A 25,636-nucleotide genomic window follows, 5' to 3' on the forward strand; every position below is an offset into this window, starting at 1 on the left:
CCGCTATTTTTTTATAAGATATCGTTGGAAGGTGGGGATGGCGATGGCGATTCGATTGATCGTAAAGCATCCTGATGACGTGCTGCGCGAGAGAGCGCAGGAAGTAACCAAGTTCAACGCCAATCTGCACAAGCTGCTCGACGACATGGCCGACACGATGTACGACGCCGACGGCGTCGGCCTGGCCGCGCCGCAGGTCGGCATTTCCAAGCGCGTGATCGTGGTGGATGCCGACGAGGAGCATGGCTTGATCGAGCTGATTAACCCCGAGGTCGTCTCGTCGGAGGGCGAACAGTTCGGTCCCGAGGGCTGCCTCAGCATCCCGGGCCTCCAGGGCGACGTGCGGCGTCCGCTCAAGGTGAAGGTGAAGGGGCAGGACCGCCACGGCAATCCCGTCGAGTTCGAAGGCAGCGAGCTGCTCGCGAGGGCGTTCCTGCACGAGATCGACCATCTGAACGGCGTTCTGTTCATCGATCTCGCCGAGTCGATCTACGAGCGGCGCGCGCCGGAGCCCGAAGAAGAGGGCGAGGCGTAAGGCATGATCCGTATCGTATTCATGGGAACGCCGGACTTTGCCGTGCCGTCGCTGCGCCTCCTGCTGGATCGCGAGGATGCGCAGGTCGTCGCGGTCGTCTCGCAGCCGGACCGTCCCAAGGGGCGCAAGCGCGAGCTGACGCCGCCGCCGGTCAAGGCCTTCGCGCTGGAGCGCGGCCTTCCGGTGCTGCAGCCGGAGCGCATGCGCGCGCCGGAAGCCGTAGAGGCCGTGCGGGAACTGGCGCCGGACTTGATCGTGACGGCGGCTTACGGTCAGATTCTGCCCAAGTCGCTGCTGGACATCCCGCGCCTGGGCTGCGTGAACGTGCACGGCTCGCTCCTGCCGCGCTACCGCGGCGGGGCGCCGATACAGCGCTCGGTCATCGACGGGGAAAAGAAGACCGGCGTGACGCTCATGTTCATGGCCGAAGGCCTCGACACCGGCGACATGATCGCGCGCGTGGAGCTGCCGATCACGGACGCGGATACGTCGGGCACGATGTTCGACAAGCTGAGCGTCGCGGGAGCCGCGCTCCTCGGCGAGTGGCTGCCGCGCCTGATCGCGGGCGACGCGCCGCGGCAGCCGCAGGATGAGGCGCTCGCCACCTATGCGCCGAACCTGACGCGCGAAGACGAGCGCCTCGACTTCGCGCAGACGTCGCGCCGGCTGTTCGACCGCGTGCGGGGCTTGTCCCCGATGGCGGGCGCGTTCACGATGCTGGATGGCGAGGTGTTCAAGGTGTGGGGCGTGGCCGTGCCCGCGGAGGCGGACGCGAAGCTTAAGGCCGAGTGGCAGTCGGCGGCGCCGGGCACGGTGCTCGACTGCGGCGCCCTCGGCATCCGCGTGCGGTCGGGCGACGGCAGCGTCGTGCTGACGGAGGTGCAGCCCGCAGGCAAGAAACGGCTGTCGGCGGCGGAATATGCCAGAGGGGCCAGGCTGGCGACAGGGACGACGTTCGGGTAACCGGGCGTCGTTTTTTTTGTTGGGCGCGGGGAAGGTCCCAAGTGGGACTAAACGTATCTACTACGGAGCCTATCAGAGCGAACAAGTATGGGTTGGGAACAAACAAATGAGCCGATGACGGGACTTATCCGAACGAAGAGGACTCGGTTGGAAAAGAATAAGCCAATCATGGCTGCCCACTTGTAGGAAGAAGTCTTTCATGGAAACGGACGAGCCAAGCGGATCCTTCGGGGGTATTTGCCTGAATATCGCGAAATTCCGTTATCGGGCATGAATGCAACAATCTGGCTATTCATATGAAGGTTTGCGGAGTTTGTGCTATATTTGAATGCATGAAATGAGAGCGCGCCGAGCGGGCAAGCTAGCAATAGACAAGGCGCCTGTCCGCCGGCTTGCCGGAGCTCTCGGCAGGAACAGAACAAAGAGGTGCGAAAATGAGTCAACCTATAAATCCGGATCGACCCCATGAAAAGAAGGCTTCTAGCCGTGAACGCGGCCAAACGACGGCTCCGGGCGGGCAGGCAACGGGTCAGCGGCAGGGAAATACGAACGCCAAAGGCCGTGAAGGCACCAGTCGCCCGCGCAGCGCCGCGCCTGGTGCTAGACCTGCGCGGGGTCCGGGACAAGGCGCAGCCAAACGAACCGGTCAACGCCCTGTTTCAGGGCCGGGCCATCGTCCTGCCGCAGCGGCCAAGCCGCCCAAGGCGCCTTCCGCCCGCAAGCCGCAGACTGCGCGCGAGGTTGCGCTTCGCGTGCTCTTGCGCGTCGAGGAGCATGGCGCCTTCAGCGGGCTCGAGTTAAACCGCGTGCTGACCGATGCCGGACTGTCCAGGCCCGACGCGGCGCTCGCGACCGAGCTTGTCTACGGCACGATTCAGCGCCGGCTGACGATCGACCATGTACTGTCGCCGCGCGTCAAGGGCTGGCCCAACAAGATCGAGCCCTGGGTGCGCTGCCTGCTGCGCATGAGCTATTACCAGCTGCGCTGGCTCGATCGCGTCCCGGCGCACGCCGTCACGGACGAAGCCGTGCGCATTGCCAAGAAGCGCGGCCACGGCGGCATCGCGGGCCTGGTCAACGGCACGCTGCGCGCCCTGCTGCGCGAGGGCGCGGCGCCGCCCCTGCCGGCCGGCCTGCCCGCGGCCGAGCGGCTGTCGCTCGCGCACAGCTATCCGCCGTGGCTGGCCGAGCGCTGGATCGCCGCCTACGGCGAAGCCGGCGCCGAGGCCCTCATGGCGGCGGGCAACGAGCCGCCGCATATGTCCGTGCGCGCGAACCGGATGCGCGGCACGCGCGAGGCGCTGCTCGCGGAGCTAGCAAGCGCGGGCGTCTACGCCGAGCCGTCGAAGCTGTCGCCCGACGGCATCGTGGCGGCGCGCGCGGGCAGCCTCGCGCACACGCCTTGGCATGCGTCCGGCCGCCTGTCGGTGCAGGACGAGAGCTCGATGCTCGTGGCCGCCGTCTGCGACCCCAGGCCCGGCATGAACGTGCTGGACTGCTGCGCCGCGCCCGGCGGCAAGGCGGCCCATATGGCCGAGCGGATGGCGGGCGAGGGCCGGGTGACGGCCAACGACGTGCACCCGCACAAGGAGGCGCTCATCCGGGAGCAGGCGGAGCGGCTCGGCCTGCCGAACGTCGTCACGACCGTGTCGGACGCGCTCTCGCTGCCGGAGCGGCTGCTCCCCGGCTCGATGGACGTCGTCCTCCTCGACGCTCCGTGCTCGGGCCTCGGCGTGATCCGCCGCAAGCCGGAGATCAAGTGGAACAAGACGGAGGACGATATCGCGAGCCTGGCGACGCTGCAGCGCCGGCTGCTCGAATCGGCTTCCCGCATGGTGAAGCCGGGCGGCAGGCTCGTCTACAGCACGTGCACGATCGCCCCGGAGGAGAACGAGGAGGCGGTCCGCGCGTTCCTGGACGGACATCCGGCGTTCAAGCTCGATCCGGCTTGGCCGGAGGAGACGCTCGCGCCGCTCCGCGACGCGGGCGTCGTCGGCGACGGCTTCGCCGGCATGGCGCAGCTGCTGCCCCAGCACTTCGGCAGCGACGGTTTCTTCATCGCGCGGCTCGTCCGCGCGGAGTGAGCCTCCGCGCCGGAGAGCCCGGCGGGCATCCGGCCCTTGCGGCAGATCCCGCGGGGCTCGGCGGCCGCAGCCCTTGCGCGCGGTTCCGCGCGGCCTTCTACTGCGATTGCGGCGTTTATGGTAAAATAGAGCGAATGGTGGTGACTATCCGTGATCGGATTAAAAAATAAAGACTACGTTCCCGCAGACGGGAAGCCTTTTATTTATGACTATACGCTCGACCAGCTCCAGGATTGGGTGAAGTCGGCGGGCGAGCCCGCGTTCCGCGCCGGCCAGATTTACGACTGGCTGTACGTGAAGCGGGTGAGCACGTTCGATGAGATGTCGAACCTGCCCAAGGCGCTGCGCGAGAAGCTCTCCGCGGCCTTCAACTTCGTCACGCTGACCGAGATTACGAAGCTTCAGTCCAAGGACGGGACCGTCAAGTTCCTGTTCGGGCTCGCGGACAACCATGCGATCGAGACGGTCATCATGCGGCACAATTACGGCAACAGCGTATGCGTGACGACGCAGGTCGGCTGCCGGATCGGCTGCACGTTCTGCGCTTCGACGCTGGGCGGCCTGAAGCGCAATCTGACCGCGGGCGAGATCACCGCGCAGGTGGTCAAGGCGCAGCAGCTCCTCGATCCCGAGGGCGAGCGGGTGTCCAGCATCGTCATCATGGGTTCGGGCGAGCCGTTCGAGAATTACGAGCCGACGATGACGTTCCTGCGGACGATGACCCATCCCAACGGTCTCAACATCGGGCAGCGTCACATTACGGTGTCGACGAGCGGGATCGTGCCGAACATCCTCAAGTTCGCGGACGAGAACACGCAGATCAACCTGGCGATCTCGATCCACGCGCCCAACGACGAGCTGCGCTCGAAGCTCATGCCGGTCAACAGACGGTATCCTTTCGAAGAAGTGATGAACGCCTGCAAGTACTATATCGAGAAGACGGGGCGCCGCATCACGTTCGAGTACGCGCTGATCGGCAGCGTTAACGACCGTCCCGAGCACGCGGAGCAGCTGGCCGAAGTGCTGCAGGGCATGCTGTGCCACGTGAACCTGATTCCCGTCAACTATGTGCCCGAGCGGGATTACGTCCGCACGCCGCGGGACGATATCTTCGAGTTTCACCGCATCCTAGAGCGCAGGAATATCAATGCAACCATCCGCAGGGAGCAGGGACACGACATTGCGGCGGCTTGCGGCCAGCTGCGTGCGAAGCACATGGAGAAGCAGGCGAGGTGACGGGCTTGAAGACGGCTTTGCGGAGTCATATCGGACGCGTCAGGCAGTTGAACGAAGACCGGGCTTGGGTCGGTACGACGCCCGGCGGCCTTACGGCCGCCGCCGTGGCGGACGGCATGGGCGGCCACAATGCGGGCGACGTCGCCAGCACGCTGGCGATCGACAGCCTGTCGCGGTCGCTCTCGGCCTGGGAAGGCGTCATCTCGGCGTTCGAGGCGGAGGAGCAGCTGAAGGCGATCGTGCTCGCGGCGAATGCAGCCGTGTTCGAGACCGCTTCGAAGCATCCGCAATATCATAACATGGGCACGACGGTCGTCGTCGCCCTTCTTGACGAGCGGGAGGGGCTGATCGGGCATATCGGCGACAGCCGCGCCTACCGGGTCCGCGGCGGCGCCATCGAGCAGCTGACCGAGGACCACACGCTCGTCAACGAGCTGACCCGTTCGGGTCAACTCAGCCGGGAGGAGGCCGCCAACCACCCCCGGCGCAACGTACTTACGCGCGCGCTCGGCACGGACGCGGACGTGTCCGTCGACCTGCAGCGCATCGACATGCTGCCGGGCGACCGTCTATTGATCTGCAGCGACGGGCTGAGCGCGCTGGTCGAAAAGGAACTTATACTTGATACGCTGAACATAGAAGGCGTCACGCTGGATCAGCGCGCCGATCGTCTGATCGCGCTGGCGCTCACCGCCGGCGGCGACGACAACGTAACGGTCGCGCTGATCGAATACGAGGCGGAGACCGGGACGCGGGATGGAGGAACGTCATGAGCGCGATCGGACATTTGCTGGGCGGCAGGTACGAGCTGCTCAGCCGCGTGGGCGGCGGGGGCATGGCGCTCGTCTACAAAGCCCGCGACATTTTGCTGAACCGCTTCGTCGCGGTCAAGGTGCTCCGGCAGCAGTTCATGCACGACGACGAGTTCGTCCGCCGGTTCCGGCGCGAAGCGCAGTCCGCGGCGGCGCTGTCACACCCGAATATCGTCAGCATTTACGATGTGGGCCAGGAAGAAGACACCCACTATATCGTGATGGAATATATCGACGGGGCGAACCTGAACGAGATCATCCGGGAGCGCGCGCCGCTGCCGGTGAACGAGGCCGTGCGCATCGCGTCCCAGATCTGCGACGCGCTCGACCACGCGCATCAGAGCCAGATCATTCACCGCGACATCAAGCCGCACAACATTCTGATCGGCACTAACGGCCGCGTGAAGGTGACGGACTTCGGCATCGCGCGCGCCGCTACGTCGTCGACGATTACGCAGACGGGCTCCGTCGTCGGCTCGGTGCACTACTTCTCTCCGGAGCATGCTAAAGGCGTGGCCACCGGCGAGAAATCGGACATCTATTCGCTGGGTATCGTTCTGTACCAGATGCTGACAGGCAGGCTTCCGTTCCTCGGCGAGAGTCCGATCAGCGTCGCGCTGAAGCATCTGCAGGAGCCCTTCGAGGATCCGAGGCTCGTCAATCCGTCGATTCCGCAGAGCGTGGAGAACGTGATCCTGCGATCGATGCGCAAAAATCCGCTCGAGCGGTATGCGTCCGCGCAGGATATGCTCGACGACTTGGCGACCAGCCTGCAGCCGCAGCGGCTGAACGAGCCGAGGGTGCACTTCCCGAGCGACGCCGACGAGGAGGAGCAGACCCGCGTCATCCCGGCGATCCGGCCGGAGATGCGTTCTTCTGCGCAGGAGACGCTGGCCGGCAAGGGCGCAGGTTCTAGTAACGCCGAACCGGAAGAAGGCGGGCGCCGCGCCGGCGTCGCGGACAAGCAGCGCAAACGGAAGAAGTGGGTGCTGCCCACTGTGTTCGGCATTATCGCCGCTATATTGATCGGCATCCTGATTTGGGCTATTTTTGCATTGAAAGGCTCGTTGGCATCGCCGGACGTGCAGGTGCCGACCGTGGTGAACATGAAGCTGGAAGAAGCGACGGCCGAGCTGGTAAAGGCGGGCCTCGCGGTTGCGGATCCGATTATGTACGAGCCCAGCGAGACTGTGGAGAAGGACCTTGTCATCCGGCAGAGCAAGCAGGATATGCCCGTCAAAAAAGGCTCGATGATCACGCTGACCGTGAGCCTGGGCAAGGAATTGCCGACGCTGGACGACTATACGGGCAAGCTGTACGACGACGCGGTCGAGGCGCTGAAGGCCCAGGGCGCCCAGAACATCGAGAAGGTCGAACAGTTCGACGGCGAAGTCCCGGCGGGCACGGTGCTCAGCCAGACGCCGGCGTCCGGCGGCACTTACGATCCGGAGAACGACACGATCACGCTGAACGTCAGCAAGGGACCCGAATCGTTCCCGATGCCGAACCTGATCGGCATGTCGCTGTCCGAGGCGCGCGCCGAGCTGACCAAGCGCAATCTCGCGCTGCCTAATGACAAGGTGCTGCAGGAGCCGAGCTACACGACCAAAGGCAAGGTGTTCAAGCAGTTCCCTGCCGAACAGAACGAGCTCGTGACGCCGGGCACCGAGGTGACGATCTGGATCAGCAGCGGTTATCCGGCGGACGCCAAGGAGAAGACCTGGAACGTGACGGTATCTCCCGCGGTCGAAGGACAGCCGAGCACGATCAAGATTCTGTTGACGGACGCGAGAGGCGACAGCGAGTGGGGAACCAAGAAGATCAAGACGACGCAGACGTTCCCGATCAACCTTGTCGTATCCCCGGATAAAGAGGGCCAGATCACCGTTTACCGCGACGATCAATTCCTGGACAGAATCCGGGTGCCGTACGCGGACGAAGAGCAGACGCCTACTCCTACGCCTACGCCGACGCCTTCCGAGGAGATCACGCCGCCGCCCGAGACGCCAGCGGACGATGTGATGAACGAGGAAGACCCCGGCAATGAAAATACGGACGGCCCAGGCGGCGATGCGGGCGACCAGACTGCCGCCGTTGGCCCCGGGAAGGAAAAAGGCCATGACAAAGGCAAGGACAAACCAAAGGGCGAGGCAAGCCGATGAAAAAAAGCGGTGACAGCGTGACGCAACCCCCGTCGGCGGAGCGCCAAGGCATCATCGTCAAGGCGCTTAGCGGTTATTATTACGTGCGGGACGACATGCGCGGCGTGACGCTCCAATGCAGGGCGCGGGGCATCTTTAAGAAGCGCGGAGAGTCCCCGCTCGTCGGGGACAAAGTGGTCTATGAGGAGACGGAAAACGGAGAAGGTGCGGTCAACGGCATTTTGCCCAGATCGTCGGCATTGATCCGGCCGCCCGTCGCCAACGCGGATCAGGCGGTGCTCGTGTTTTCCGTGATCCGGCCCGAGCTGAATCTGCAGCTGCTCGACAAGTTTCTCGTGCATATCGAGCATGCGGGCATGGACGCGCTCATCGTCTTAACCAAGCTCGACGCCGCCGAGCGATCCGAGGACGCGGGCCGCATCGGGGGCGACATCGACGACGCGGTGGCCCTCTACGAGGGCATCGGGTATCGCGTGCTCGCGGTCAGCGCGCGACAGGGCACAGGCCTCGAAGAACTGCGCGGTCTGCTTGACGGGCACGTCAACGTATTCGCGGGCCAATCGGGCGTCGGCAAGTCCTCGCTTCTCAATGCGCTCGTGCCCGGACTCGAGATGGAGACGAACGAAATCAGCGAGAAGCTGGGCCGCGGCAAGCACACGACGCGCCATGTAGAGCTGGTAGAATTGCCGGACGGCGGATTTGTCGCCGACACGCCGGGGTTCAGCCAGCTGGATTTTCAGGAGCTCGGCATCGACGAGATCGGCTCTTGCTTCCGCGAGTTCCGCGAGCTGTCGCAAGGCTGCAAGTTCAGAGGCTGCACGCACGTGCACGAGCCCGGATGCGCGGTGCTGGCCGAGCTTGCGGACGGCGGCATCGCGGAGAGCCGGTATGCGCATTACAAAGAATTCATGATCGAATGGAAAGAAAAAGCGCGGAGGTACTAGAGCATGGCGATTATCGCACCCTCGATCCTGTCCGCCGACTTTGCTCGGCTCGGAGAGGAGGTTCGCGTCGCGGAAGCGAGCGGCGCGGACTGGATTCACATCGATATCATGGACGGGCAGTACGTTCCGAACCTGACCTTCGGCCCGCCGGTGGTCGCCGCGATCCGTTCCTGCACGAAGCTGACCTTCGACGCCCACCTCATGGTACACACGCCGGACCGTCTGCTGGCGGACGTGGCTGCGGCCGGCGCGGACCGGATTACGGTACATGCCGAGGCCAGCACGCACCTGCACCGGACCGTGCACGCGATCCGCGAGCTCGGACGGGGCGCCGGAGTGGCGCTGAACCCGCATACGCCGCTATCCGTGCTCGATTACGTGCTGGACGACGTCGATCTAATTCTGATTATGACGGTCAATCCCGGGTTCGGCGGCCAGTCCTTTATCCACGGCATGCTGCCCAAGATCCGGCAGCTGCGGCAGACGCTCGTCGCGCGCGGAAGGGGCCACGTGCACATCCAAGTGGACGGCGGCATCAACGCGGAGACCTCCCGGCTCGTCCGGGAGGCGGGGGCGGACGTGCTCGTCGCGGGCAACTATGTATTCGGCCACGCGGATCGCGCGGCGGCCATCGCTTCGCTCAGGGACTGACTTCGGTCGGTCCCTTTCGTTTGTCCGCTGGAATAGGACAACTCCGCCCGCGCATACATATCTATCAACAGCGCGCGCCACCCGGGCGTCGCGCCGCCCCATGCAAGGCCCGTAGGGCCGCGGGCAACGCATCGGACCGGAGGAGGGGTGGGAACGATGAAGTTTTACACCATCAGGCTGCCGAAGTTTTTGGGCGGATTCGTCAAGGCGATCCTGAATACGTTTCAGAAAAGCTGAAGCCCCCCGGGCGATGGATTCCGCGGCCTTGCAAGGCTCGTGTACCCGTCCCCGGAACGGGCCGCCCCGCGAGAGAAGCGGGCGTATCCGGGAAGCCCGCGTCGCAGGGAGCGCCGGCTTCGGCCGGACGGCCCGGCGAACGCCGCGCCGCGGGTCGCTATACGGTAGGAGATGCGCGATATTTCTCGCATGCGGATAAAAAGTTCGCCAAAACAAAAAGCACCTGGAGGTCCAGGTGCTTTTGCCATGGGCTGTCGTCCGCCGAAGCGGGCAGGCAGTTCAATTATACGCGAGTGACTTTGCCGGACTTCAGGGCGCGAGTGCTGACGTAAACGCGCTTCGGCTTGCCGTTCACCAAAATGCGAACCTTCTGCACGTTGACTCCCCAAGAGCGTTTGTTATGATTGTTGGCGTGGGAAACGTTGTTGCCGGAACCCGGCTTCTTCCCCGTAATATAACATTTGCGAGCCATGTAAATCCACCTCCCTGACAAGACCTTGCAACACACTTTTCCTATCATAACACAGGCCCAAGCGCCTTGCAATGTCATAACCTGACTTCAAACCGATTCTTTTTTATAGTACAATGGGAAAAGGTTCACCCATGGAGCCGTCCGTCGGGACGGCGTCAGAGAACCGCCAAAGGAGCGTGTGGCCATGCCTATGCAGCTATCGACGGAAAACGGCAAAATCGACGTGGCCGATCAAGTCATCGCCGTCATCGCAGGTTCGGCGGCGCTCGACTGCTACGGCCTTGTCGGTATGGCCTCCAGGAAGCAACTGAAGGACGGGATCGCCGAGCTGCTCGGCCGCGAGAATCTCGCGCGGGGCGTCGAAGTGCGCCGCGAAGGGGAAGAGCTCCATCTGGATCTGTACGTGATCGTCAGCTACGGCACGAAGATCTCGGAGGTCGCCCACAATATTCAATCGAAAGTAAAGTACGTGCTGGAGGAAGTCGTCGGGATTGCCGTGGACCGCCTGAACATTTTCGTTCAGGGCGTGCGCGTCATTCGCTAGGCGAAGACCGGATCGTAACTACCTGCGCGATTATCCGATCTCACCTTGGCTTGCCGGGCTCTCCGGACGGAGAGGCCGGCGTCGCGCCTTCGAAAAGGGGAATTTCATTGACTACGCGGCTTTTGAACGGAAGCGAATGGTCGGCCATGGTGCTGGCCGGCGCGGAGCGGCTCTCGCAGCAGGCGGAGCTCATTAACGCGCTTAACGTATTTCCCGTCCCGGACGGCGATACGGGCACCAATATGAACTTGACAATGACGGCCGGAGTGGCCGAATTAAAAAATAAACCTTCGCAAGAGATCGGCCGCGCCGCCGAAGTGCTGTCGAAGGGTCTTCTGATGGGCGCGCGCGGCAACTCGGGCGTTATTTTGTCGCAGCTGTTCCGCGGGTTTGCCCGTGCGGTCGCCGGCCAGCGGGAGATTACCGTGCCCTTGTTCGCAGCCGCATTAAGGCAAGGAGTTGATACCGCTTACAAGGCGGTGGTCAAGCCGGTCGAGGGTACGATCCTCACCGTCGCGCGCGAAGCCGCAAGGCACGGCGAATCGATCGCGAGGCGTACCGAGGATATCGCCGAGTGGATGGGCGAGGTGCACGACAAAGCGGCCGAGACGCTGGCCCGCACGCCGGATATGCTGCCGGTGCTGAAGCAGGTCGGCGTCGTCGATTCTGGCGGGCAGGGGCTTGTCTTCATCTATGAGGGCTTCGTGCACTTTCTGATGAACGGACGGACGCAGGGAGCGGCGACCGCTCCGTATGCGGACGGATGGACGACCTACCCGTCGGCGTCCGGGACCGCGCCCGCCGCGCCGGCGCCCGTATCCAAGCCCGCCGTGTCCCAGGCTTCTTCGGCACAGGCGAGGCTCGCGACCGAATCCATCCAGTTTCCTTATGACATGGAGTTCTTTATTCGCTTGCCGGGTCGCTCGGCCTATTCCGAGGCGTCCTTCCGCAAGGCGCTCGAACGGGACGGGGATTCGATCATCCTGATCGCGGACGACGACATCGTCAAGGTGCACGTGCACTCGCGGCGTCCGGGAGACGTGCTGAACGCGGCGCTCGCATACGGCGAGCTGACGAACTTTCACATCTTGAATATGCGCGACCAGCACCGCGACCTGCTGCATCCGGCGGCGAGCGCGGAGGCGGCGGGCGAGGCCGCCGATCCGATGGGGCACGAGGCGGCGTCGGGCATTCCCGACATGCCCGAGCTTAGGGCGGCCGAAGCCGCCACGCAAGCGGTCGAGCCGGCGCATCCGGTCGCGTACGAGATGGCCGACTTCGGCGTCGTCGCAGTCAGCGTGGGCGAGGGCAACGACGAGCTGTTCCGCAGCCTCGGCGTCGACGCGATCATCTCGGGCGGGCAGAGCATGAACCCGAGCACCGAGGATCTCGTACAGGCGATCTCTTCGCTGGCCGCGGACCATATCTTCGTGCTGCCGAACAATGCCAACATCCTGCTGGCCGCGAAGCAGGCGCAGGAGCTGGCGGACCGGCCGGTGACGGTCGTTCCGACGCGCAGCATCCCGCAGGGCTTGGCCGCGATGCTCGCTTTCCAAGAGGAGCAGCCGGCGGCCGTGAACGAAGACCGCATGCTGCGGGCGATCGAGCGCGTGCTCACCGGCTCGGTGACCCGCGCGGTGAGGGACACCGTCATGGATGGCATCGATATTCGGGGCGGCGATTACATCGGCATCCTGGACAAACAGATCGTCGCTTCGGAGCCGACGGTTCCGGCGGCCGCCAAGGGCCTGCTGGCGCGCATGCTCGCGAGCGGCGACGAGACGGTGATGCTGCTCTCGGGCGAAGGCGCCGGGGACGGCGATACGGCCGGACTCATCGCCTGGCTCGGGGAGACTTATCCGGATGCCGAAGTGGAGCAGCACGAGGGCGGCCAGAATTTGTATCCATACCTGATCATGGTGGAAAAGTCGGATTAGAAGCGGGAGGTGGCTGCGATGAGCAAGGTTGTTTTAGTTACGGACAGCACGTCAGACATTCCGCTGGAGATGCGGGAGCGGCTGGGCATCGAGATGGTGCCGCTGCGCGTCGTCTTCGGCGAAGAGAGCTACCTGGACAACGTTACGCTGTCGCCCGCCCAATTTTACGATAAGCTGAAGAGCGCGAGCGCGCTGCCCACGACTTCCCAGCCTTCGCCGGCGCAATTCCTCGAGGTGTACGAGCGGTTGATCGCGGAGGGAAAGTCGGTCGTGTCGGTCCACCTGTCCTCGGCGATGAGCGGTACCTACCAGTCGGCCACGATCGCGAGGTCGATGCTGGACGACGACAGCCAGGTTACCGTGATCGACTCCAAATCGGCGTCGTACGGATACGGCGCGCTTGTCGTGGCCGCCGCCGAGCTGGCCGCCCGCGGCGCATCGCGGGAGGAGGTCGCCGCGGAGGTGCTGCGGCTGCGCAAGGAGATGCGCCTGTACTTCCTCGTGAACACGCTCGAATATTTGCAGAAGGGCGGCCGGATCGGCAAGGCGGCAGCCGTCTTTGGCACCTTGCTTAATATTAAGCCGATTCTCACGATCGGCGACGACGGCGTCATCTCCCCTATCGACAAGGTCAGAGGCCAGAAACGCGCCTTCGCGCGGATCGTGGAGCTGCTCGAGTCCGAGCTCGGAGCTGGCGCGGCCATCGATCTGGCGGTCGTGGATACCCCCGGCGACGTCGAAGCGGCGGACGATCTGGTGGAGGTGCTCCGCTCCCGTTTCGACGTGAAGGGGTTCCGGCGCTCGGAGGTCGGCGCCGTGATCGGCACGCATGCCGGTCCGGGGACTGTAGGCTTGTTCGTATTTCCCGCCGGCGCGGGCCAGGTCGTCTAAAGACGACGGCCGTCCGGCGGCGCGATTCGGAGTTGATGGAGAATGGCTGAATTATCCGCAGGAGAGACGGATCTGTTCGCCATACCGGTCACGAAGATCAAAGGCGTGAGCGCCCCCAAGGCGGGGGAGCTTCACGCCTTGGGTGTTTCTACGGTCGGCGAGCTGATCGAATATTACCCGTTCCGCTATGAGGACTATAGGGTGCGTCCGCTTCACGAGGTGAAGGACGGAGAGAAGATCACCGTGCAGGGTCGGATCGAGACGCCTCCGTCGCTGCAGCGGTTCGGCGGCAAGTCCCGTCTGCTCTGCCGGGTGACGGTGGAGGGGCTGCTGCTGACGGCCGTCTGGTTCGGCCGCGCGTTCCTGAAGGATCAGATGGAGGTCGGCCGGGATATCGTGCTGACGGGCAAGTGGGATCAGCGGCGGCGCCAGCTCACCGTGGCGGAGTCCGAGTTCCCCGACAAGGGCGCTGGCCGCACCGGCACGCTACAGCCCGTGTACTCGATTGGCGGCAGTCTGACGCAAGCCTGGTTGCGGCAGCGCATCGAGCTGGCGCTCACGCAGTACGGCTCGCTGATCCCCGAGCTGCTGCCGCCCGAGCTGCTGGACCGTCACGACCTCATGCCGAGGCGGGAGGCGATTCATCGCATCCACCGGCCGGAGAACACGAACGAAGGCCAGGAGGCCCGCCGCCGCATGGTGTACGAGGAGCTGTTCCTGTTCGAGCTGCGGCTGCAGGCGTACCGCGCGATGAACCGTAAGGCGCCCGACGGCATCGCGCACAAGATCAGCAGCGACGACATCCGCGCGTTCGCGGCCAATCTGCCGTTCGAGCTGACCGGCGCGCAGAAAAACGTCGTCAACGAGATTATGCGCGACATGAAGCGTCCGTACGCGATGAACCGGCTGCTGCAGGGCGACGTCGGCTCGGGCAAGACGGTCGTGGCCGCTATAGCGCTGTACGCCACCGTCAAGGACGGCTGTCAGGGCGCGCTCATGGTGCCGACGGAGATTTTGGCGGAGCAGCATGCCAGGTCGCTCGGCCGGCTGTTCGAGCCGTACGGCGTGCAGGTCGCCCTGCTGACCGGCAGTTCGACTGCGCGGGAGCGGCGCGACATCCTGGCTTCGCTGCAGATGGGCCTCATCGACATCGTGATCGGTACGCATGCGCTCATTCAGGAGGACGTTTTTTTCAGGCGGCTCGGACTTGTCGTGACGGACGAGCAGCACCGCTTCGGCGTCAACCAGCGCAGCATCCTCCGACGCAAGGGGCTGAATCCCGACGTGCTCATGATGACGGCGACGCCGATCCCGCGCACGCTCGCGATCACCGTATTCGGCGATATGGACGTGTCGACGATCGGCGAGCGGCCGCAGGGGCGCAAGCCGATTCTGACGTACTGGGTGAAGCACGACAAGATGGACCGCGTGCTTGGCTTCATCCGGCGCGAGGCGGAGATCGGGCGGCAGACGTTCTTTATCTGCCCGCTCATCGAGGAGTCCGAGAAGCTCGACGTGCAGAACGCGATCGACCTGCACATGCAGCTGCGGCAGGCGATGCCGGACCTTGCGATCGGACTGCTGCACGCTCGTATGACTTCGGCGGAGAAGGATGCGGCGATGGGGCAGTTCGCGGCCGGCGAGTCGACGGTGCTCGTCTCGACGACCGTCGTCGAGGTCGGCGTCGACGTGCCGAACGCCACGCTCATGATCGTCATGGACGCGGACCGCTTCGGGCTGTCGCAGCTGCACCAGCTGCGGGGCCGGGTCGGGCGGAGCGACCATCAATCGTACTGCGTGCTCATCGCCGATCCGAAGTCGGAGAACGGGCTCGAGCGCATGCAGGCGATGACCGACACGGATGACGGCTTCGAGATCGCGCGGCGGGACCTCGAGCTTCGGGGACCCGGCGAGTTTTTCGGGACGAAGCAGAGCGGCGTGCCGGAGTTCAGGCTCGCCAATCTCATGAACGACTTCGAGACGCTGGAACAGGCGCGCGACGATGCGGCCGCGCTCACGGGCGAGCCGTCGTTCTGGACTTCGCAGGCCTACGCGGGCCTGCGCGACTATCTGCGGCGCGAGGCGCCGGACTACAGCGAGCCGCTGGACTAGCCGCCCGGCCGGGATTCGCCCGATTCGCCCGATTGGCCGGTCGCGCGTCCCACGGACATTTCCCTTCGTTTGGCGCATACAATATAGGAGCCTCGCGAAGGGAAGTGGGCAGCTGTGAGCTGGCAAAAGTTCGGCATACGTCCGGATCTGGTGGAGCGCGTCAAGTTCAAGATGAAAAATTCGGCCACGAAGGATAGAATCAAGGCGCTGCTCGACGGCGTGACCAAAAGCGACCTGCAGGATCGGGCCAAGGTCAAGCGTCTCGTCAAATCGTCGGCCAAGGTGCTCGGCGAGCCGCTGACGGATCTGCAGGAGGAGCAGTTGACGAACTTCGTCATCGCGCAGAAGATTGATCCGAAGAGCACGCTCCATCTCATCAAGCTATGGGCAATGTTCCGGTAGGCTGTCGCCGCGGGGAGGCCAATCACGCCCGATCGCCTTGCACACAAAAGCCCCTCATTTCCGGCACCATCCGGAAATGAGGGGCTTTTGGGCTGGCGCGAGCCTCAGAACAGCTCGCCTTGTTCGTCGTCCGGCTCGAGGCAGCCGGGGTCGTCGTTGGCGACGTTGCCGACCCGGCGATTCGCCGGCTCGACGGCCAGCAGCGCCGGGTCCAGCGGGATCGCCAGCTGCAGCACCTGATCGGGCCGCTGGATGCTGCGGTCGAGCCACGCGGCCTCGTCCCGCCGGTTCAAGATGATCGGCATGCGGTCGTGGATGTCCGCGAGCTGCCCCCGGGCCGGGGCGGTCAGAATGGCGCAGGTGCTTAGCTTCGTGCCGTCCGGCGCGGTCCACGACTCATAGATCGCGGCCATGCTGAACAGGGCGCCGTCCTGGCGCCGGATTCGCATCGGGCGCTTGCCGTCCGCGGCCTGGCGCCATTCGTAGTAGCCGTCGGCCGGGACCAGGCATCGCTTGCGGCGCAACGCCTCGCGGAACGCCGGCCGCTCCGCGACGGTCTCGACCCGGGCGTTCAGCATCTTGCTCCCGACCTTCGGGTCGTCGGCCCAAGGCGGCACGAGGCCCCACTTGAGCAGTCCGAGCCGGTTGCGGGCGCCGTCGTTCACGATCGCCGGCACCATCTGCCCGGGCGCGATATTGTATCTGGGGCCGTAGGGCGACCCGGCGGAGTCGTCGGCCGCATAATAAGCGAGCAGTTCCTCGAACGAAATCGTGATCGTATAGCGTCCGCACATCCGCTTGCCACCTCTTTTTTCTCGCGCCGGACAGGCTCTTTGGAAAGTAGTATATCGCAACGGCCGCGGGAAAGCGAAGAGGGGAGCGCGAACGCCGGAAACCGGGTCTCGGCCGTCCTCAGGGAATACCTCCGGGGGCGACGGGGGAGCGGCGGGCCGCCCGCATCTCCTTGCTGTCGAGCAGCCGCAGCTGCCGCGCGATCTCGCCCATATACCGCGCGAGCTGCACGCTGATCTCCGAGCGGAGCACCTCCCGCACGATGCCGAAGCGTTCTTCGTACCCGCGGCATACATACCGGTGATAGATGACGAGGTCCACCTGCTCGTCGACGTTCAGCAGCCGGATGCGCCGGCTGCTCATCTCCCGGCGGAGCTCATGCAGGTCCCGGGTGATCAGGTTGAGCAGCACTTGGGCGCCTGTCAGGGTCAACCGGTTGAGCAGATTGGCCGAGCGCTCGCACTCCTCCATGCCTCGCTGTACCATCGTGAGCATATGCGGCAGCACGATGACGTCCCGGATCATTCGCAGCTCCTCGGCGCTCGGGTGGCCGGACGCCTGCGGGGCGGCGTGATCCTCCTCGTACTGCTCGTGATGCTCGGTGAGCAGCAGCTTGGAATTCCAGCGGTCGTTGCCGTCGAGCTTGCTCATTTGTAGTGGCCCCCGATCTGCCCGGCCCGCTCTCTCGCCACGCCCGCCCCGAGCAGCGAGGACGCCCGCATGATGGCGTCGCTCCCGTAGCGGTCCTTGATGTAGTCGGTCGCCCGCTCCATCCGCAAGATCGCCTGACGGTCCTCGAACAGGTCGAGCTGGTCGACGCCCTCGTCGGTCAGTCCGCCGAGGGAGATGGTCAAGCGGCTGACGGGCATGCCGCTCCAATGCTCGCGGAGGAGCCTGAGGGCGGCGTCGGCCACCTCGTGGGTGAGGGCGGTCGGCTGCGACAGCTGCGTCTGGCGGCCGAACCAGGACGAGCGCGTCCCGTCGGTCTCCGCCGCCCCGACCGAGACGACGCTGCCCTTGCACTTGTGGCGGCGGGTGCGGCGGCATACCTCCACGACGAGCTCGAGCAGGACCACTTCGATATCCTCCAGCTTGCGGTACAGGCCGCTGCGCAGCGCCTTGCCGTGGCTGATCGACTTGAGCTTGTGCCGGATGCCGGGCACCACCGGGCTCGGATCGATGCCCCGCGCCGTCTGCCAGTAATATTCGGCCTGGATGTCGCTCTGTTTTTTCATCTCGCGGCGCATCCGCCGCTTGAACTCGCCCAGCTCGAGACGCGCGATGTCGCCAATCTTGGAGAGGCCCATGCGGACGAAGTGGCGCGTCATGCGGGAGCCGACCATGAACATGTTGTGGACGGGGAGATCCCAGAGCGTGGACGGCAGCTTGTCGAAGGACAGCTCGGATACGCCCTGGGGAGATTTTTTCGCATAATTGTCCAGCGCCATCTTCGCCAGAATCTTCGTCGGACCGACGCCGACGCGGACATTGATATTGGTGGAGAGCTTCACCTGTTCCTGGATTAGCCCGGCGATCAGCTCCGGCGGTCCGTAATCCTGGATCGAGCCCGTGACGTCGAGGAACTGCTCGTCGATGCTGTACGGCTCGACCTGATCCGTGTAGGCCTCGTAGATCTGCGTCATGAACAGCGAGATGCCGATATACGTCTGCATCCGCGGGCGGATGACGATCAGGTCGGGGCACTTGGCCAGCGCCTCGCCGACCCGCTCGGCCGTCGTGACGCCCTTGGCCTTGGCGATCGGGCAGGCCGCGAGGATGATGCCGGAGCGCCGGGACGGGTCGCCGACGGCGACCGGCTTGTTCGCGAGGCCGGGATGGCGCGCCTTTTCAATGGAAGCGTAGAAGGACTGGCCGTCGATCAGGAAGATCGTACGCTCAGGAGGCATGGTGCTTCACCGGCGTGGCGCCCAAGATACGGCTCGCCGACAGCGTCCGGAAAGCCCGCTTCCCCCAGTCCAGCACGCGCACCTTGCCCCCGCGCACCGAGAATACGGCGACGGTCCGCTGCGTGAAGCGCCCTTTGCTGTCCTCGTAAATAATTTCCACGCTTTGCCCGACGTATTTTTCGATGTTGACCGGCATGGCGATTCCTCCTTGAGCCTCGGAGAGACGAGGTTAATTTCAGAACACTTGTTCTTATCTTAATACGAACTAGCGTTCCCTACAAGGGTTAAAATATACCGGTTGTCCGATCGCGAGCCCAGGCGGCGGCTGCTGGGCGGTGTCGGGGCCTGATTGATTCCAGCCCAAAATACCGCCCCGTAAAGGCGGTTAGTTGAAGTGCCTGTGTGTACGGGGTTCGGCTCAGTCCCAGAAATGGATCATCTTCCTATACCCGACGTCCCAGATTTTTTCATTTCCCCGAATGGTTATCGTAATCCCGCTTGCCGGTTCAATCGGAATTTCGAACATTTGCGGGAACAACTCCGGGTAACTGCGTTGATCTATTCCGGAGCTTGATAATACCTCGCGTCCATCGACTAAAACGCTTATGCTTCCATCACCCGTTTGATCCGGTATTCCATAGTACAATGAGAAAACAAGCTGCTGCTTGCTCTTATACGTGTACGTTTCACTTTTTTTGCCTTCGACGCTAAAGAGATTATATCGGGGTTCTACCTTTTGACCGCTCATGTTAAAGCTGTATATTTTTGTTCCTCTTGATGTATTTCCAGTGCTGTCTTGCAGTTCATTTAAAGCCGCGAAGGGACCTTCTTCTTTGGTGAACGCTTGATCCGCGATCCCGCATAACCCCCATACGCCCATGAAAAGGACGATACAAGAAATTCCAGTGAGGGTAATACGAGTCAAAACGTTTTTTGTGCGAATTCCCAGCTTGTACGCCCCGAACCCCACGGATGCGCCAAGTAAATTTTGAATGGCATCGTTAACATCGAAGCTGCCAAGCAAAGTTAGCGCCTGGATGGTTTCACACGCGAGAATGGACAGGAAGAACAAGGTAAGGAAACGAATAAAGGTGATCCGATATAGCCAGGGAATCAATATGCCGAAAGGGATGAAGGCCGCGATGTTTCCGAAATCCACGAAATCCATCAAAGAATCACCATGGTATAGAGTAGGGTGGCGGTAAGCACGATCTTGCGTTTCTGCGACATCTTAACTCCTTTTAATCGTCCAGTCAAAAAGCGATCCACTTTCACCGGAATTGCATCCGGAACGACCCCGGCGTCGTGCCGACCTGCCGGCTGAAGCAGCGCACGAAATACGGGGAGGAGCCGAAGCCGGTCTCCTCGGCGATCCGGCCGACGGATTCGTCCGTATCGATCAGCAGCCGCTTGGCCTGTTCGACGCGGTATCGGGTCAAGTACTGGAGGGGCGTACATCCGTAGGCGCGCTTCATGCACAGGGATATGTAGTTGAAATGAAAATGAAGCGCCTCGGACATCGCCTTGTAAGTCAGAGCGTCCCGGTAATTCCGGCGCAGGAAGGCCGCGGCTTCGCCGGCGATCTTCAGATAGGAGTTGCTCTCGGGCAGCTTGGTATCTTCTTGCAGGCGCAGCAGCAGTTCCTGGAAGACGAGCTGCTGCCGCCACTGCGAAGACGAGGAGGCGTGCGATTGCAAGGCAAGCAGCTGACGCAGCCAAGCGTACGCGGCATCCGGCGACAGCAATGTCCCGGCCCGGGGCAAATAATAGGCGAAGCGATGAATCTCGTGAAGAACGTCGTCAGGGCGGAGCACCGTCGGGGCAAGCTCGGCTTCCGTCTCGTGCCAACTGCCGAGCGTCTGGAAGTGGGCCCAGAAAAAATGGGTCTCCTCCCGGCAAGGCTCCGTCGTCCGGTGCGAGCGGTCCGGCCGGAGCAGGGCGAACGAACCCGCCGGGATGATGAGCGGCACCGACTCCTCGGCCATATAGAGGCAGCCGCGCGTCACGATCAGCAGATCGAACACGCCGATCCCGGAGCGATCGGAATGCCGTCCGCCCGCAGGGTATGTGTCTTCCCCGCAGAAAATGAAGTGCGGCAGGGGCGGAGAGATGAATTGGAACATTCGGTATCCTCCAACGGCGATGGCCTTTCTTTTATACAGTATAAAGAAAATGGATTGGCAAGTCTGCAAGCAGTCGGTATGATGTTGCGATCGGATAAGGTTTGTGTGCGTTAGGCTATCGGCGAGCATGGAAACCGCGTGCTATATTCGACAGAGGCGAGTCCCGAACAAGAGACTCATGCACGTATTCAGAATAAGCGAGGTACGAGACGATGACAACCTATACGGCATTCGAAGCGTTGCCGCTCGGCGCGATCAAGCCCGGCGAGTGGCTGCGCGATCAATTGCGGATTCAAGCGGACGGATTCACCGGGCATCTAGACGAACATTGGGCGGACGTCGGCGCGGATAACGGCTGGCTCGGGGGCAAGGGAGAGAGCTGGGAGCGGGGTCCTTATTATGTGGACGGGCTGCTCCCGCTCGCTTACCTGCTGGAAGACGAGCGGCTGATCGCCAAGGCGCAGCGCTGGATCGAATGGGCGCTCGCTAGTCAGCGGGAGGACGGCTCGTTCGGTCCGCAGATGAAGGAAATGGTTAGCGGCTTAGACAAAAATCATGACTGGTGGCCCTACATGATCATGCTCAAGGTCATGACGCAATACGCGGAAGCAACCGAGGATCCGCGGGTCGTCCCGTTTATGACGTCGTTTTTCCGTTACGCGCATAAGACGATCGAGGGTCAGCCCTTGCTGGAGTGGGCGGAAGCCCGCGGCATGGAGATGCTGCTGAGCATCCAGTGGCTGCATCGGAGGACCAACGAAGCGTTTCTCCTGGAACTCGCCGAGATCGTGGCCGGGCAGACGACAGGCTGGACCGAAGTGTTCCACGACTTCCCGTTCTGGCGGAAGGTCGAGCAGTGGGATCTGAAGACGCATGTGGTGAACGTCGCGATGGGCATCAAGGCGCCGGGCGTGCGGTATGAGCTTACGGGGGACGCTAGAGAAAGAGACGCCGTGCACCGGGGCATCGACAGTCTGATGACTTATCACGGTCAGGCGCACGGCATGTTCTCCGGGGACGAATGGCTGTCCGGCACGCATCCGAGCCAAGGGGTCGAGCTGTGCGCCGTCGTGGAGTACATGTTCTCCATGGAGCAGTTGACCCGGGTGTTCGGGGAAGGCCGGTTCGGCGACATTCTGGAGAAGGTCGCGTTTAACGCGCTGCCCGCGGCGATCTCCGGAGACTGGACGTCCCACCAGTACGATCAGCAGGTGAACCAGATGATGTGCAACGTCGCGCCGCGCGCTTGGAGCAACGACGCGGACGCGAATGTGTTCGGCCTGGAGCCGCACTTCGGCTGCTGCACGTCGAATATGCACCAGGGGTGGCCGAAGTTCGTCTCGCATCTGTGGATGACGGACCGCGCGGGCGGGCTGGCGGCGATCTCCTACGCGCCTTGCACGGTGAAGGCCGAAGTCGGCGAAGGCGAGGAGCGAGGCACGATCGCGGAGCTCGAGGTGTCCGGCAACTATCCGTTCCGCGAATCGGTCGCCATCTCGCTCAAGCTGAGCCGTCCGGCGGCGTTCGGGATCTCGCTGCGCATTCCCGAATGGTGCGCGAAGCCGGCGCTGACCGTGAACGGCGAGCGCGTCGAACTGGAAGTCGACAACGGTTATGCGCAAGTGACGCGCCAATGGGAGAGCGGCGACCGGCTGGCGCTGAACCTTCCGATGGCGGTCAACGCGGTCAGCCGCAATCTCTATGCGGTCAGCGTCGAGCGGGGGCCGCTCGTCTACGCACTGCCGATCCAGGAGAACTGGCAGCTGCTCACGAAGCGGGAGAAGTTCCACGATTGGGAAATCTACCCCGGCTCCCCGTGGAAATACGGCTTGCTCTCCGCGAGCGAATTCGAAGTCGAGAGGTCCGACATCGCCTACCAACCGTTCGCCGCCGGCCAATCGCCCATCCGGCTGAAGGCGAAGGGGCAGTTGATCCGCGACTGGAAAATGGAGGGCAACAGCGCGGGGACGCCGCCGCTTCATCCGAACGCGGACGGGCAGCCGATCGTCGATCTGGAGCTCGTGCCTTACGGCGGCGCCAAGCTGCGAATCGGGGAATTCCCCGTCATCGGCCACCCGCTGGAAGCCCGGCGTCTTCCATAAAGCGAGGCTTAACGTCGGTCGGTCGGTCGGCAACTCATGGATACAGATCGGTCGGTTAGGCCGAGGGGGACGGGACGACAAACGGGAGAGAGAAGCGGGAGAAACAAGCGGGAGAAAGCCTGAGGTCAGGTTTTCTCCCGCTTGTTGTTCATCCGCAGTTGGTTCGTAGAGATCCTCTTACCGGCACAGCGCGAATAGAATGAATCCGAACCGCGGGTCCGGCGAATTTCGCTTTAGGGGCGCATTTTTTCCCGGGAGCGCGCAGGAGGGCTGGCGCGCGCCGCGAATATTTGAAAATGAGCGTTAGCGGAAACGACGCCAAATGACGATAAAACGAGGCGTAACCATGAGATTGTCCATGAAGAGATTAATCGCTTATTGGCTGGATTTTATGCTGCTTGCCGTTATTTTAATCAGCGTTCAATGGTTGGTATACACCGTGACGTCCGGGTTTCCCTTCGATTTTTTAGTTGAAGGGTCCGACATCGAATTATGGGTGCTGGCTACCATGTCGCTGCCGGTGTGGGCATACTTTATATACTTCGAGATGAAAAAGCGGCAAACCATGGGGAAGCGCTGGCTAAGACTCGTTGTAGGAGACGAGAAGGGTGCGAAAATCAATTTCTGTCAAGCGTTATGCAGAACCTTTATCCGGCTGCTTCCTTGGGAGCTTACCCACGTCATTGTATTGGTACCCGAGCCTTGGTGGAGCGTAGACGAACCGGGACATCCCTATTTCATTTATATTCCGAATATCATGATGATTTTGTACGTCGTTGTGTTATTTTCCAGCAAGGGTAAACGGACGATCCATGACGGCTTAACGAAAACGAAAGTAACGGAACGCTTCGGGGAAACGAACTAACGCACGGCGGCGGATCAGCGATAAAAGCGGGCGCGCGGCATAGAGCCATACGCCCGCTTTATGGTTAGACCGCCCGGCCGGAGATCACAGATCCTTGCGGCCGAACGCCCGGCAGCCGAGCAGGAGCATCGCCGCCGCATACGCGACGGTATACAGGAGGAAGGCGTCGGAGGGCACGCTCGGCACGGAAAAAGGACCTAGATACGTAGCCGTGAGTCCGGCCCAATCCGATCCGCCCATGAGCTCGTACAAGCTTCTGCGATAGACAGAGTCCGTAGGCAGCAGCAGCCCCGTCAGCAGGACGAACTTCTCCAGCGCCGGATGCGTGCCGCCTTCGCTCGAGATCCCTTCGACCAGTCCGCTGAAGAGGGCGAGTCCGTACAGCAGCGCGGCGCAAATGCCGTTGCCCAGCATCGGCAGATAGACGGAGCCCAGCATGGTCAGCGTGAGGAGCAGGAGCGGCATCCAGAGGAACAGCGCGAAGCCCCGCAGCAAATCCCCGGCAAACAGCGGAAATCCGGTGACGGCATGGACGATCGAGACCATGGCGACGAACAGAACCGCGCTGTAGGCTGCGATCCATACGGCGTGCCCCAGCCACTTGGCCAGATAGAGCTTCCAGCGGGGGAGGGGGCGGGCGGCGACGGCCAGCAGCAGGCCGGTCTCCTGTTCGCCCGTGACGGTCCCCATCGAGGAGAAGAGCACGAAGAAGGATGCCAGGAATTGCGCGAAAAAGAGGCCCAGTATCATGAGCAGCATGCCGTTCATGAGCCGCTCGGCCGCGGAAGCGGCAGCCGCCTGCTCCTGCTCCGCGATGCCCGTCAGCGCCTTAAGCCCGACGCCGAACATAATCAAAAAGACGATGGTCAAAATAAGCGTCACCAGGAACACCCGCTTGCGGGTCAGCTCCTTGAAGGTCGCGGAGATGTACATGGTCATGGCGCGACGCCTCCTTGGCGGGATTCGGCCATCCGGAGGAACCAGGCCTCCAGGCCGCCCGATTCGGGACCGGATTCATAGAGCGTCAGGCCGCTGCGGACGATCAGCGCGCATAGATAGCCGGCCTGCTCCCGGTCGGTCAGACGGGCGGAGAGGAGGGCGCCTCCGCCCTCGTCGGCCTCGGTCAGGCGCAGCCGGGCGGAGAAGGAATCGCTGGCGGCGCCGGTCAGCTCCTCCAACGTGCCGGGGAGCCAGCCGCCGACGCGGAAGCGCCAGTTAAAGCCGCCGTCCGCGCCGTCGCCGGCATGGCCGAGCAGCTTGTGCAGCGGACCGGAGGCCAGCAGCTCCCCTTCGAATAGGAAGGCGGCCTCGTCGCACAGCTCCTCCACGTCCTCGAGCAGATGGGTGTTCAGGAACACGGTCACGCCTTGGCTACGAAGCCGCTTGAGCAGGCTGCGGATCTCGTGGCGGCCGACCGGGTCGAGGGCCGATGCCGGCTCGTCCAAAATCACCAGCTGGGGATCCATGAGCAGGGCGGCGGCGAGGCCGAGGCGCTGCTGCATCCCCTTGGAAAATCCGCCGACCCGGCGATCCGCGGCCTCCGACAAGCCGACGAGCTCCAAGATATCCCGGATACGCCCGCGAAAGGCGGGCGTACGCGTCTCCCGCGTCCGCAGTCCGCCCAGCTGGCCGTGGAAGCGGAGCACCTCCGCCGGCGTCAGCCAGTCCTGAAAGCGAAACAGCTCGGGCAAGTACCCGAGCTTGCGCCTGGCTTCCGGCCGTCCAAGAGGCATCCCCAGCACGGAGGCCCGCCCCGAATCGGGGCGGTGAAGGCCGGCGAGCATCTTGACGAAGGTGCTCTTGCCGGCGCCGTTGGGCCCCAGCAGGCCGAAGATGCAGCCCTCCGGTACCTGTAGCGTGACGCC

Annotated in this window: 25 protein-coding genes; 16 read left to right on the top strand and 9 right to left on the bottom strand. The window is 63.3% G+C overall.

Annotated features, from left to right (window positions below; genetic code table 11):
- Positions 1-43 precede the first annotated feature (43 nt).
- The 9 genes from def (at position 44) to spoVM (ending at position 9,624) form a co-directional block, all read left to right on the top strand.
- Entirely contained in the window at positions 44-535 is a 492-nt protein-coding gene (gene def / locus PQG80_RS02065) for a peptide deformylase (protein WP_271749461.1), read from the top strand.
- Between the two features lie 6 nt (positions 536-541).
- On the top strand, positions 542-1,498 hold the full coding sequence (gene fmt / locus PQG80_RS02070; protein WP_271749918.1) for a methionyl-tRNA formyltransferase: 957 nt from the start codon (positions 542-544) through the stop codon (positions 1,496-1,498).
- Positions 1,499-1,932: 434 nt separating this feature from the next.
- Positions 1,933-3,582: a 16S rRNA (cytosine(967)-C(5))-methyltransferase RsmB gene (rsmB, locus tag PQG80_RS02075; protein WP_271749462.1), complete on the top strand. Its 1,650-nt coding sequence runs from the start codon at positions 1,933-1,935 to the stop codon at positions 3,580-3,582.
- A 150-nt stretch (positions 3,583-3,732) separates the two neighbouring features.
- Complete coding sequence (rlmN, locus tag PQG80_RS02080; RefSeq protein WP_271749464.1) at positions 3,733-4,818, top strand: dual-specificity RNA methyltransferase RlmN; 1,086 nt, start codon at positions 3,733-3,735, stop codon at positions 4,816-4,818.
- Positions 4,819-4,823: 5 nt separating this feature from the next.
- A complete protein-coding gene (locus PQG80_RS02085) occupies positions 4,824-5,591 on the top strand; it encodes a Stp1/IreP family PP2C-type Ser/Thr phosphatase (RefSeq protein ID WP_271749465.1) in 768 nt (255 codons plus the stop codon).
- Positions 5,588-7,792, top strand: a complete 2,205-nt coding sequence (gene pknB / locus PQG80_RS02090; protein ID WP_271749466.1) for a Stk1 family PASTA domain-containing Ser/Thr kinase — start codon at positions 5,588-5,590, stop codon at positions 7,790-7,792. Before PQG80_RS02085 ends, pknB begins: the two co-directional genes overlap by 4 nt.
- Entirely contained in the window at positions 7,789-8,736 is a 948-nt protein-coding gene (rsgA, locus tag PQG80_RS02095; protein ID WP_271749467.1) for a ribosome small subunit-dependent GTPase A, read from the top strand. The genes pknB and rsgA overlap by 4 nt, the downstream gene beginning before the upstream one ends.
- A 3-nt stretch (positions 8,737-8,739) precedes the next feature.
- Positions 8,740-9,387 (top strand): ribulose-phosphate 3-epimerase, encoded by a 648-nt coding sequence (gene rpe / locus PQG80_RS02100; protein ID WP_271749468.1) that lies wholly within the window; start codon positions 8,740-8,742, stop codon positions 9,385-9,387.
- Between the two features lie 156 nt (positions 9,388-9,543).
- Positions 9,544-9,624 carry a stage V sporulation protein SpoVM gene (gene spoVM / locus PQG80_RS02105; protein WP_020615356.1) on the top strand — a complete coding sequence of 27 codons (81 nt, stop codon included), beginning with the start codon at positions 9,544-9,546 and terminating at the stop codon, positions 9,622-9,624.
- Between the two features lie 283 nt (positions 9,625-9,907).
- Here the strand turns inward: spoVM and rpmB are convergent, their stop codons facing one another.
- The gene (gene rpmB, locus PQG80_RS02110; RefSeq protein ID WP_271749469.1) at positions 9,908-10,096 is read right to left on the bottom strand and encodes a 50S ribosomal protein L28; all 189 of its coding nucleotides are present in this window, start codon (positions 10,094-10,096) and stop codon (positions 9,908-9,910) included.
- A 184-nt stretch (positions 10,097-10,280) separates the two neighbouring features.
- Here rpmB and PQG80_RS02115 point away from each other — a divergent pair, with 184 nt between their 5' ends.
- From PQG80_RS02115 to PQG80_RS02135, 5 genes are all read left to right on the top strand, one after another.
- A complete protein-coding gene (locus tag PQG80_RS02115; RefSeq protein ID WP_090115427.1) occupies positions 10,281-10,640 on the top strand; it encodes an Asp23/Gls24 family envelope stress response protein in 360 nt (119 codons plus the stop codon).
- A 107-nt stretch (positions 10,641-10,747) separates the two neighbouring features.
- Positions 10,748-12,577 (top strand): DAK2 domain-containing protein, encoded by a 1,830-nt coding sequence (locus PQG80_RS02120; protein WP_271749470.1) that lies wholly within the window; start codon positions 10,748-10,750, stop codon positions 12,575-12,577.
- 18 nt (positions 12,578-12,595) lie between these two features.
- Positions 12,596-13,468 carry a DegV family protein gene (locus tag PQG80_RS02125; protein WP_271749471.1) on the top strand — a complete coding sequence of 291 codons (873 nt, stop codon included), beginning with the start codon at positions 12,596-12,598 and terminating at the stop codon, positions 13,466-13,468.
- Positions 13,469-13,510: 42 nt separating this feature from the next.
- Positions 13,511-15,580 carry an ATP-dependent DNA helicase RecG gene (gene recG, locus PQG80_RS02130; RefSeq protein ID WP_271749472.1) on the top strand — a complete coding sequence of 690 codons (2,070 nt, stop codon included), beginning with the start codon at positions 13,511-13,513 and terminating at the stop codon, positions 15,578-15,580.
- A gap of 114 nt (positions 15,581-15,694) precedes the next feature.
- The gene (locus PQG80_RS02135) at positions 15,695-15,982 is read left to right on the top strand and encodes a stage VI sporulation protein F (RefSeq protein ID WP_271749473.1); all 288 of its coding nucleotides are present in this window, start codon (positions 15,695-15,697) and stop codon (positions 15,980-15,982) included.
- Positions 15,983-16,086: 104 nt separating this feature from the next.
- Here the strand turns inward: PQG80_RS02135 and PQG80_RS02140 are convergent, their stop codons facing one another.
- From PQG80_RS02140 to PQG80_RS02165, 6 genes are all read right to left on the bottom strand, one after another.
- Positions 16,087-16,776, bottom strand: a complete 690-nt coding sequence (locus PQG80_RS02140; RefSeq protein WP_271749474.1) for an SOS response-associated peptidase — start codon at positions 16,774-16,776, stop codon at positions 16,087-16,089.
- Between the two features lie 118 nt (positions 16,777-16,894).
- Positions 16,895-17,425: a YhjD family protein gene (locus tag PQG80_RS02145; RefSeq protein WP_271749475.1), complete on the bottom strand. Its 531-nt coding sequence runs from the start codon at positions 17,423-17,425 to the stop codon at positions 16,895-16,897.
- Positions 17,422-18,681 carry a DNA polymerase IV gene (locus PQG80_RS02150; RefSeq protein WP_271749476.1) on the bottom strand — a complete coding sequence of 420 codons (1,260 nt, stop codon included), beginning with the start codon at positions 18,679-18,681 and terminating at the stop codon, positions 17,422-17,424. Before PQG80_RS02150 ends, PQG80_RS02145 begins: the two co-directional genes overlap by 4 nt.
- On the bottom strand, positions 18,671-18,877 hold the full coding sequence (locus PQG80_RS02155; protein ID WP_271749477.1) for a hypothetical protein: 207 nt from the start codon (positions 18,875-18,877) through the stop codon (positions 18,671-18,673). The genes PQG80_RS02150 and PQG80_RS02155 overlap by 11 nt, the downstream gene beginning before the upstream one ends.
- Before the next feature lie 222 nt (positions 18,878-19,099).
- Positions 19,100-19,849 (bottom strand): VanZ family protein, encoded by a 750-nt coding sequence (locus tag PQG80_RS02160; protein ID WP_271749478.1) that lies wholly within the window; start codon positions 19,847-19,849, stop codon positions 19,100-19,102.
- A gap of 103 nt (positions 19,850-19,952) precedes the next feature.
- Positions 19,953-20,804, bottom strand: coding sequence for a helix-turn-helix transcriptional regulator (locus PQG80_RS02165; RefSeq protein WP_271749479.1), 852 nt, complete (start codon positions 20,802-20,804; stop codon positions 19,953-19,955).
- Positions 20,805-21,016: 212 nt separating this feature from the next.
- Here PQG80_RS02165 and PQG80_RS02170 point away from each other — a divergent pair, with 212 nt between their 5' ends.
- Positions 21,017-22,906, top strand: coding sequence for a beta-L-arabinofuranosidase domain-containing protein (locus PQG80_RS02170; protein ID WP_271749480.1), 1,890 nt, complete (start codon positions 21,017-21,019; stop codon positions 22,904-22,906).
- A gap of 346 nt (positions 22,907-23,252) precedes the next feature.
- Positions 23,253-23,771, top strand: coding sequence for an RDD family protein (locus PQG80_RS02175; protein ID WP_271749481.1), 519 nt, complete (start codon positions 23,253-23,255; stop codon positions 23,769-23,771).
- A gap of 84 nt (positions 23,772-23,855) precedes the next feature.
- On the opposite strand, the gene PQG80_RS02180 is transcribed toward PQG80_RS02175, so the two are convergent.
- Positions 23,856-24,710: an ABC transporter permease subunit gene (locus PQG80_RS02180; protein WP_271749482.1), complete on the bottom strand. Its 855-nt coding sequence runs from the start codon at positions 24,708-24,710 to the stop codon at positions 23,856-23,858.
- Positions 24,707-25,636 (bottom strand): ABC transporter ATP-binding protein (locus tag PQG80_RS02185; protein WP_271749483.1); only part of this gene is annotated, 930 nt, incomplete at its 5' end. The genes PQG80_RS02185 and PQG80_RS02180, both read right to left, overlap by 4 nt.

Source organism: Cohnella rhizoplanae (assembly GCF_948329515.1).
Taxonomy (GTDB): Bacteria; Bacillota; Bacilli; order Paenibacillales; family Paenibacillaceae; genus Cohnella; species Cohnella rhizoplanae.